Source organism: Massilia sp. P2_C2, from assembly GCF_056404615.1.
Genome location: NZ_JBFUDR010000258.1, coordinates 1 through 9,218 on the forward strand (window position 1 = coordinate 1; position 9,218 = coordinate 9,218).

Consider the following 9,218-nt stretch of genomic DNA (forward strand, 5'->3'; position numbering starts at 1 on the left):
GCCGGTTGAACGCGTGGGCACGGGGTGCCCACCCTACCCGTGACGCAAGCTTCGCCTCATATTAGACGAGCGCGTGTCCCTTCATGCGCGTCAGAATCGCCAGCGGACTCGCGTCCCTGTCGTACTGGTGCATGGGCGACAGCTGCAACGTATGCTCCATCATGTACTGCCCCGCCATGACGGCATGCGAGGTCTGGTCCGAGAAACACACCCACGCGCAGCCCGGCGGGAAGCCGAACGTCACCTGCGGCGCGTTCTTCTGGTAGTCCAGGTCGGACTTCATCCCGTCGTGCAGTTGCAGCATCAGGTGGTCGTATTCGCTGCGCAGCGATTTCGTCACGTGCAGCGCATTCAGCATCTTGGCCTGCCACGCCGAATACGGCTTGGCCTTCGGCAGGAAGCGGCGCGCCACGTCCTCGAACGGCTCGCCCACGCGCCACACGCGCGGTTCGCCGTCCTGGTTCACGTTGGTGAAGACGCGCAGCAGGCGCTCGCCGTAGTTCGGGCGCGACGGGAACGCGTCCACGTGCATGCGGCGGTCGTCCGCGCGCCACGACTGCACGCGGTTCTGCACCACCGACGGCCGGAAACTGGTCGCGCCACGGCGCAGGTGTTCGCCGTAGCGCGGCACCAGGTTGCCCAGCAGGCCCTCGGCCTGGGCGCGGAAGCGGCCGATCATCCCGGCCATCAGCGCCTTCGTGTCATCGTCGCCGACGACGCCTTTCAGCTCGCCGCTGGCCGACAGGCTGATGTTGCGGGTCTTGGGATCGCGGATATCTTCGCGGAACAGCGCCAGCTCTTCCTTCTGCGGCGTGAAGCCGTGCTCTGCGAAGTTCGGAAAGTACAGCACCTTGCCCGCTTCCAGCGCGGCGATCCACGCCGGGTTGCCGTGGCCGACGTCGGCCATGTCGATCTCGACGATCTGATTTTCCATTCTGTTCAATCCTGGTCTTGTGTCACTTCGACCGGCTTTGAGGCCAGGTCTTCGTCCTGCCTCGCCTGCTGGCGGTCCCACATCTGCTTGTACAACCCGCCCGCCGCGATCAGGGCCGCGTGCGTGCCCCGTTCGACGATACGGCCGTGGTCGAGCACGAGGATCTGGTGGGCGTCGGCGATGGTCGACAGGCGGTGTGCGATGACGAGCGTGGTTCTCTGCTTCGCGATTTCCTTCAGCTGCGCCTGGATCGCCTGCTCCGACTTCGAGTCGAGCGCCGACGTCGCTTCGTCGAAGATCAGGATCGCCGGGTTCTTCAGCAAGGTGCGCGCGATGGCGACCCGCTGCTTTTCGCCGCCGGACAGTTTGAGGCCGCGTTCACCCACCATTGTCGCATAGCCGTCCGGCAGGCTTTCGATGAAGTCGTGGATCGATGCCGCGCGCGCCGCCGCGACGATGTCCGCCCGGCTCGCACCCGGGCGGCCATAGGCGATGTTGTATTCGATGGTGTCGTTGAACAGCACCGTGTCCTGCGGGACGATGCCGATGGCGTGGCGCAGCGAATCCTGCGTCACGTGCTTCACGTCCTGGCCGTCGATGCGGATCGCGCCCTGCTGCACGTCGTAGAAGCGGAACAGCAGCCGCGACAAGGTCGACTTGCCCGAGCCGCTGTGGCCCACGACCGCGGTCGTCGTGCCGGGGGCGATCGTGAAGTCGACGTCGAACAGGATCTGGCGCTTCGGGTCGTAGTTGAATTCGACATGCGCGAACTCGACCTTCGCCCCCGGGGTTGCGTGGATGACGAGCGGCTGCGCATGAGGCGAATCCGCCACTTCGCGGTTCTGCTCGAGGAGGCCGAACAGGCGCTCCATGTCCGCCAGGCTCTGCTTGATCTCGCGGTAGATCACGCCCAGGAAGTTCAGCGGAATATACAGCTGGATCATGAAGGAGTTCACGAGCACGAGGTCGCCCAGGGTCATCGTCTTGTCGATCACGCCCTGCGTCGCGCGCCACAGGATCGCCGTCACGGCCGCCGCGATGATCAGCGACTGGCCGCTGTTGAGGAACGACAGCGACGTCTGCGAACGCACCGCGGCCTGCTCGTACTTCTGCAGGCCCTCGTCGTAGCGCTTCGCCTCGTAGTCCTCGTTGCCGAAGTATTTCACCGTCTCGTAGTTGATCAGCGAATCGATCGCCTTCGTGTTCGCCTTCGAATCCAGTTCGTTCATCGTGCGGCGGAAGTGCGTGCGCCATTCCGTCACGGTGACGGTGAACACGATGTACGTGACGAGCGCAACGGCCGTGATGCCCGCGAACCAGGCGTCGTAGTGCGTGCCGAGGTAGCCCAGCACCAGCGTGATCTCGACGAGCGTCGGCAGGATCGAGAACAGCGAGTACGACACGAGCGAGCTGACGCCGCGCGTGCCGCGCTCGATATCGCGCGTCATGCCGCCCGTCTGGCGGTTCAGGTGAAAGCGCAGCGACAGCGCATGCAGGTGCCGGAACACTTTCAGCGCAATGGTGCGCACCGCGCGCTGCGTCACGCGCGCGAACAGGAATTCGCGCAGCTCGGTGAACAGCGTCGTGGAAAAGCGGAGCAGCCCGTACGCGACCAGCGCGCCGAGCGGCAGCACGAGCAGCGCATGCGGATCGGATGGATTGATGGTCAGGTGGTCGATCAGCTTCTTCAGCACCAGCGGCACGCCCACGTTGGCCATCTTGGCGCCGACGAGGCAGACCAGCGCCGCGAGCACGCGCCATTTGTAGACCCACAGATAGGGCAGCAAGGTGCCGATGGTGGCCCAGTCGTTTCGTTTGGCGTTCGGATCGGCCGGGGGCGGCATGGAGTTCGGAGGAGAGCGGCGCATGACAGTGCTTTACGATTTATGGTTCAATTCGTGACGATTGTAGCTTCTACCGGAATTTCACGATGACCCAGCCCTCCGAAAAACCCGTCCCGTCCACCACCCGCCTGCCTGAAGGAAAGATGCCCGTGCTGCGGATGATGCCCGCCCCGTCCGATGCGAATGTCTACGGGGACGTGTTCGGCGGCTGGATCATGGCCCAGGTCGACGTGGCCGGCTCGCTGCCGGCCGTGCGCCGCGCCAACGGCCGCGTCGCCACCATCGCCGTCAATTCCTTCGTGTTCAAGAACCCCGTGTTCGTCGGCGACCTGCTGTCGTTCTATGCCGACATCGTCAAGGTCGGCAATACCTCGATCACCGTCTACGTCGAAGTGTACGCCGAGCGCAACCGCCTGCAGACGGACGTCGTCAAGGTGACGGAAGCGACGCTGACCTATGTCGCCACCGGCCCGGACCGCAAGCCGCGCCAGCTGCCGCCGCTCGAATCGCTGATCGCGCAATAAGCGTCACCCGATGGATGCGCCGCGCCGCCTGTTCCTGCTGAACGCCGCGCGGCTCGCAGCGGCGTCCACTGCGGCGGCGTCATCGTTACTGCACGCGGCGCCGTCGAACGCGGCCGGCTATCCGTTCCGCCTCGGCGTCGCTTCGGGTTGTCCGCTGCCGGATTCCGTGATCCTGTGGACGCGCGTGGCGCCCGATCCGCTCGATCCGGCGAAGACGTCCCCGCTGGCCCTCACGTTGCGCTGGGAAGTGGCGCATGACGGAGCATTCCGCGACATCGCCGCGAAGGGCACCGTCCTCGCCACGCCCGAGCTGGCGCACAGCGTGCGCGTCGACGTGCGCGGCCTGCAGCCCGCGCGCTGGTACTGGTACCGCTTCATGCTGGGCGACGCCGTCAGCCCCGTTGGGCGCACACGCACGGCGCCCGCGCCGGACAGCATGCCGGACAGCCTGAAACTGGCCGTCGCGTCGTGCCAGCACTGGGAATTCGGCAGCTATGCCGCGCACCGCTACATTGCGCAGGCGGACCCGGACCTCGTCGCCTTCCTCGGCGACTACATCTACGAATGGGGCGCCTATCGCCTTCAGCATCCGGCGCCGGGCATGCGGATCGTGCGCCAGGACGAATCGTTCACGCTGGACGATTACCGACGCCGCTACGCCCAGTACAAGACGGACCCGGACCTGCAGGCCGCGCACCTCATCGCGCCGTGGATCGTCACGTGGGACGACCACGAGGTCGCGAACGACTACGCCGCGGACCGCGACGAGCGCCTGGCACCCGACTTCGTGCGTCGGCGCGCGGCCGCCTACCAGGCCTTCTACGAGCACATGCCGTTGCGCCTGCCGCCACCGAAGAGCTTCGCCAACGTACGCATGTTCCAGCGCTACGACTGGGGACGCCTCGCGCGCTTTCACGTCCTCGACGACCGCCAGTACCGCGCGTGGGAAGTCTGCCCGCATCCGGGCCACGGCGGCTCGAATTCCGTGACGCCGCGCGCGTGCCCTGCCCTGCTGGACCCGCGCCGCACGATGCTGGGCGCCGATCAGGAAGCGTGGCTGCAGGCCGGGCTGGCGTCGTCGAAGGCGCGCTGGAACATCCTTGCGCAGCAGACGCTGATGGCGCAGTCGTCGCAGATCCCGGTGACCGCGCAGGACGGCGGCCGCTTCTGGACCGATGGCTGGGATGGTTATCCGGTCGCGCGCCGGCGCCTGCTCGACACGCTGGCGACGAGCGGCGCCGCGAATCCGCTCGTGCTGGGCGGCGACGTGCACACGTTCTACGCGACGGAGCTGCGGCGCGATTTCGACCGGCCCGTGTCGGCGGCGAATCCGGTGGTCGCCACGGAATTCGTCGGCACGTCGGTCACGTCGAGCTCGCGCCCGCAGCTGCGCACGTCGCAATACGTGGCGATGAACCCGCACATCAGGTTCGGACGCAGCGACAAGCGGGGTTACATGCTGATGGAGATCACGCCGGGCGAAACGCGCACGCGCTTCATGGGCCTGAACGAGGTGCGCGACCCGAAGACCATCCAGCGCGAGCTGGCGGCCTTCCGGATCGAGGATGGGAAGCCGGGCGTGGAGATTACGGCGATGTAGGGTGGGCACCCCGTGCCCACGCGTGACGTATGCGGATTGCAAGCGTCCGCGTGGGCACAGGGGTGCCCACCCTACGCCGTCTGCTTCTCGTCACGCAGCTCGCGCCGCAGGATCTTGCCGACGTTCGTCTTGGGCAGGCTGTCGCGGAACTCGACGTACTTCGGCCGCTTGTAGCCCGTCAGCTGGTCCTTGCACCAGGCCAGCACGTCTTCCTTGCTCAGGGACTTGTCCTTCCTGACGACGTACAGCTTGACGGCCTCGCCCGAGTGCTGGTCCGGCACGCCCACGCACGCGACTTCCAGCACGCCCGGATGCGCGGCGACGACGTCCTCCACTTCGTTCGGGTACACGTTGAAGCCCGAGACGAGGATCATGTCCTTTTTGCGGTCGACGATCTTGACGGCGCCGGTGGCGTTCATCACGCCGATGTCGCCCGTCTTGAAGAAGCCGTCCGCCGTCATGACCTTCGCCGTCTCGTCCGGACGCTGCCAGTAGCCGGCCATCACCTGCGGGCCGCGCACCGCGATCTCGCCGGCCGTGCCGAACGGGACTTCGTGATCGGCTTCGTCGATGATGCGCAGTTCCGTCGACGGCAGCGCGAAGCCGATGGTGCCCGTGAACTCCTTGATGTCGCAACGGTTCGCGGCGACCACCGGCGACGTCTCGGACAGGCCGTAGCCCTCGACGATCGGTGTGCCCGTCACCGCGAGCCACTTGTCGGCCACGGCCTTCTGCACGGCCATGCCGCCGCCCGGGCAGACCTTCAGGCCGGAGAAATCCAGGCTGGCGAAGTCCGGATGGTTCAGGAGGCCGTTGTACAGCGTATTCACGGCCGGGAAGACGTGCATGCGGTATTTCTTCAGCTCCTTGATGAACCCGCCGATGTCGCGCGGATTCGGAATCAGGAGGTTCGTGCCGCCCGCGCGCAGGCCCATCAGGGCGCACACCGTGAGCGCATAGATGTGGTACAGCGGCAGCGCACATACGAACAGCGGCGTCTCGCCGGCCGGGATCTTCGCCAGCGTCGGCGCGAACCAGGCTTCGTTCTGCAGCATGTTGGCGATGACGTTCCTGTGCTTCAGCACCGCGCCCYTCGACACCCCCGTCGTGCCGCCCGTGTACTGCAGGAAGGCGATGTCCTCAATGCCGCACTCGACGGGCTTGCGCGCCAGGCGCGCGCCCTCGGCCAGCATGCGCTTGAACGGCACGGCCGACGGCAGCGACCACGCCGGCACCAGCTTCTTCACGGTGCGGACGACGAAGTTGACGAGCAGGCCCTTTACCCCCAGCAGGTCGCCCATGGTGCCCACGATGACGTGCTTCACCTTCGTGTTTGCCACGACTTCGGCGACGGTGTGCGCGAAGTTCTCCAGCACGACGATGGCCTCCGCGCCCGAGTCGTTCAGCTGGTGCTGCAGCTCGCGCGCCGTGTACAGCGGGTTGACGTTGACGATGGTGTAGCCGGCGCGCAGGATGGCGRCCATCGCCACCGGATACTGCAGCACGTTCGGCAGCATGATCGCCACGCGCGCGCCCGGCGCGAGCCCTTTCTGCTGCAGCCACGCGGCCATCGCGCCGGACAGGCGGTCCAGCTCCGCGAACGTCATGGACTTGCCCATGCACGCGAAGGCCTTGCGGTTGGCGTACTTGCGGAAGGATTCCTCCAGCATGTGCGTGAGGGAGCGGTACTGCGTCCAGTCGATCTCCGCCGGCACGCCCGCTTCGTACGACTTCAGCCAGAATTTGTCCATGTCATTGCCTCGCTAGTTCTCAATCATATAAATCGTATGCGCAAAAAAAGCCGCCGACGGCGGCTCGTGCTTGCGTCATGTCGGCATCTGCGTGGGCACCGATTGATGCCCCCGGCATCAATCGCCCACCCTACGCCGCCTGCTTTTCCTCGCGCAGCGCGCGGCGCAGGATCTTGCCGACGTTCGTCTTCGGCAGCTCGTCGCGGAATTCGATGTACTTCGGCTTCTTGTAGCCGGTCAGCTCGCGCTTGCAGTAGTCCATCAGCTGCTCGGCCTTCAGGTCCGGATCCTTGCGCACGACGAAGACCTTGACCGCTTCGCCGGAATGCTCGTCCGGCACGCCGATCACGGCACATTCCAGCACGCCCGGATGTGCCGCGATCACCGCTTCCAGTTCGTTCGGGTACACATTGAAACCCGAGACGAGGATCATGTCTTTCTTGCGGTCGACGATCTTMACGTACCCGTTCTCGTCCATCACGCCGATGTCGCCCGACTTGAAGAAGCCGTTGGCCGTCATCACCTTTGCCGTCTCGTCCGGGCGGTTCCAGTAGCCGGCCATCACCTGCGGACCGCGGATCGCGATCTCGCCGATGCTGCCCACCGGCAGGTGCCGGTCGTCGTCGTCGACGATGGCGATGTCCGTCGACGGCACCGGCAGGCCGATCGTGCCCGTGAAGCCCGGCACGTCGCAGCGGTTGCAGGTGGCCACGGGCGCCGTCTCCGACAGGCCGTAGCCCTCGATGATGTTGGTGCCCGTGAGCGCCTTCCACTTGTCGTTGACGGCCTGCTGCACGGCCATGCCGCCGCCGTTCGACACCTTCAGCGCGCTGAAGTCGACTTCCCGGAAATCCGGGTGGTTCACCAGCGCGTTGTACAGCGTGTTCACGGCCGGCAGCATGTTGATCCGATACTTTTTCAGCTCCTTGGTGAAACCCGGGATGTCGCGCGGGTTCGGGATCAGGATGTTCAGCGCACCCACCCGCATGCCCCACAGCGCGCACGCCGTCAGCGCGAAGATGTGGTACAGCGGCAGCGCGCACACGATGGTCGGGAATTCGATCAGCGGCGGCTGGCTCATCGACGGCTTCGACCACGCTTCCGTCTGCAGGATGTTGGCGATCACGTTGCGGTGCGTCAGGGTCGCGCCCTTCGACACCCCCGTCGTCCCGCCCGTGTACTGCAGGAAGGCGACGTCGGAAGGCTTCAGCTGCGCCGGCTGGAACGGCATCTTCTTGCCCTGCGCCAGCGCGTCCTTGAAGCGCACCATCTGCGGGATCGTGAAGTCCGGCACCAGCTTTTTGATATTGCGGACGACGAAGTTGACCAGCATGCCCTTGGCGCCGCCCAGCAGCTCGCCCATGCTGGCCACGACGACGTGGCGCACCGGCGTCTTGCCCAGCACCTGCTCGACCGTGTGCGCAAAGTTCTCGAGCACGATGATCGCTTCGCTGCCGGAATCCTTCAGCTGGTGCTCCAGCTCGCGCGGCGTGTACAGCGGGTTCACATTGACCACGGTGTAGCCCGCGCGCAGGATGGCGGCCAGCGCCACCGGGTATTGCAGCACGTTSGGCATCATCASGGCSACGCGYGCGCCCGGCTTCATGCCGCGGCTCTGCAGCCACGCGGCCAGGCGCTTCGACATGCCGTCCAGTTCCCCATAGGTGAGAAACTTGTCCATGCACACGTAGGCGTTGTTCGCCGCGTAGTTGTGGAACGATTCCTCCAGCATTTGCACCAGCGAACCATACTGGTCGGGATCGATTTCCGCCGGTACGCCGGGCGGGTAAGCCTTGAGCCAAATCTTGTCCATCGGTGCCTCTGTCTCCAGTATCGTTATCGTTCTGAGCCCGATCACACATCCGTCAAAAAAATCGCACGGTCGTGCTGATATTACTAAACACGATGCTATCGGGCACAGCGCGCGGACGCAAGCATTTTTGCGCTTTTCGAACAACGACTCTATCGATGTTTGATGGAAATGGCTATGGTTGCATTTCGCTGCGCTGCATCATCAGTCGTAGGGTGGGCACCCCGTGCCCACGCGTGACGTATGCGACGTGTTGGCGTTACGCGTGGGCGGAGGCCGCCCGCCCTACGGCCGGGTTTCGCTGCGCTGCACCATCAGGGGCGACGTCACGAGCGGCGGCACCATCCCGTTGAGGATACGGTGACGGGCGGCGCGGTCCATGTCGGCCAGGCGCTTGACGGCATTGTAGAACTTCGGAAAGCTGCCCTCGCGCTGCAGCAGGGCGCGGAACGCGGGCACGAAGTCTTCATAGGTCGCGATCGACGCCAGGTGGGCGTTCGACAGCGGCTGTTCGAAGAAGCGGTCATAGCCCGCGTAGCCGCCCCAATTACCCTTCAGGACCTGGTATTCATCCTTCAGCTCCTGGAACAGGCGCGCCTTGACCGCGCGCTTTTCCGCATCGCCGCGATCGACCACCGCATAGTTCTGCTCGAGGGCCTTGCGGTACTTCATCAGCAAGCCGAGGAAATCCTTCTTGCGGCTGCGGTAGCGCGCGTAGGCATCGCGCATCTGCTGGTTGCCGAAGCGTTCCATCC

The 9,218-nt window shown here is 65.4% G+C and carries 7 protein-coding genes; 2 read left to right on the top strand and 5 right to left on the bottom strand.

Annotated elements, in window-relative coordinates; genetic code table 11:
- Window positions 1-61 precede the first annotated feature (61 nt).
- Together AC1DYX_RS23570 and AC1DYX_RS23575 are read right to left on the bottom strand one after the other, a co-directional pair.
- Window positions 62-934: a Kdo hydroxylase family protein gene (locus AC1DYX_RS23570; protein WP_477263361.1), complete on the bottom strand. Its 873-nt coding sequence runs from the start codon at window positions 932-934 to the stop codon at window positions 62-64.
- Between the two features lie 5 nt (window positions 935-939).
- On the bottom strand, window positions 940-2,802 hold the full coding sequence (locus AC1DYX_RS23575) for an ABCB family ABC transporter ATP-binding protein/permease (RefSeq protein ID WP_477263363.1): 1,863 nt from the start codon (window positions 2,800-2,802) through the stop codon (window positions 940-942).
- A 62-nt stretch (window positions 2,803-2,864) separates the two neighbouring features.
- Between AC1DYX_RS23575 and AC1DYX_RS23580 the strand changes: the two genes are divergently transcribed.
- Together AC1DYX_RS23580 and AC1DYX_RS23585 are read left to right on the top strand one after the other, a co-directional pair.
- A complete protein-coding gene (locus tag AC1DYX_RS23580) occupies window positions 2,865-3,302 on the top strand; it encodes an acyl-CoA thioesterase (protein WP_477263365.1) in 438 nt (145 codons plus the stop codon).
- Window positions 3,303-3,312: 10 nt separating this feature from the next.
- Window positions 3,313-4,902: an alkaline phosphatase D family protein gene (locus AC1DYX_RS23585; protein WP_477263367.1), complete on the top strand. Its 1,590-nt coding sequence runs from the start codon at window positions 3,313-3,315 to the stop codon at window positions 4,900-4,902.
- 71 nt (window positions 4,903-4,973) lie between these two features.
- Here the strand turns inward: AC1DYX_RS23585 and AC1DYX_RS23590 are convergent, their stop codons facing one another.
- The 3 genes from AC1DYX_RS23590 to AC1DYX_RS23600 all read right to left on the bottom strand — a co-directional run.
- Window positions 4,974-6,653 (bottom strand): long-chain-fatty-acid--CoA ligase, encoded by a 1,680-nt coding sequence (locus AC1DYX_RS23590; RefSeq protein ID WP_477263369.1) that lies wholly within the window; start codon window positions 6,651-6,653, stop codon window positions 4,974-4,976.
- A gap of 130 nt (window positions 6,654-6,783) precedes the next feature.
- Entirely contained in the window at window positions 6,784-8,466 is a 1,683-nt protein-coding gene (locus AC1DYX_RS23595; protein ID WP_477263371.1) for a long-chain-fatty-acid--CoA ligase, read from the bottom strand.
- A 282-nt stretch (window positions 8,467-8,748) separates the two neighbouring features.
- Window positions 8,749-9,218 (bottom strand): aminopeptidase (locus AC1DYX_RS23600; protein WP_477263373.1); only part of this gene is annotated, 470 nt, incomplete at its 5' end.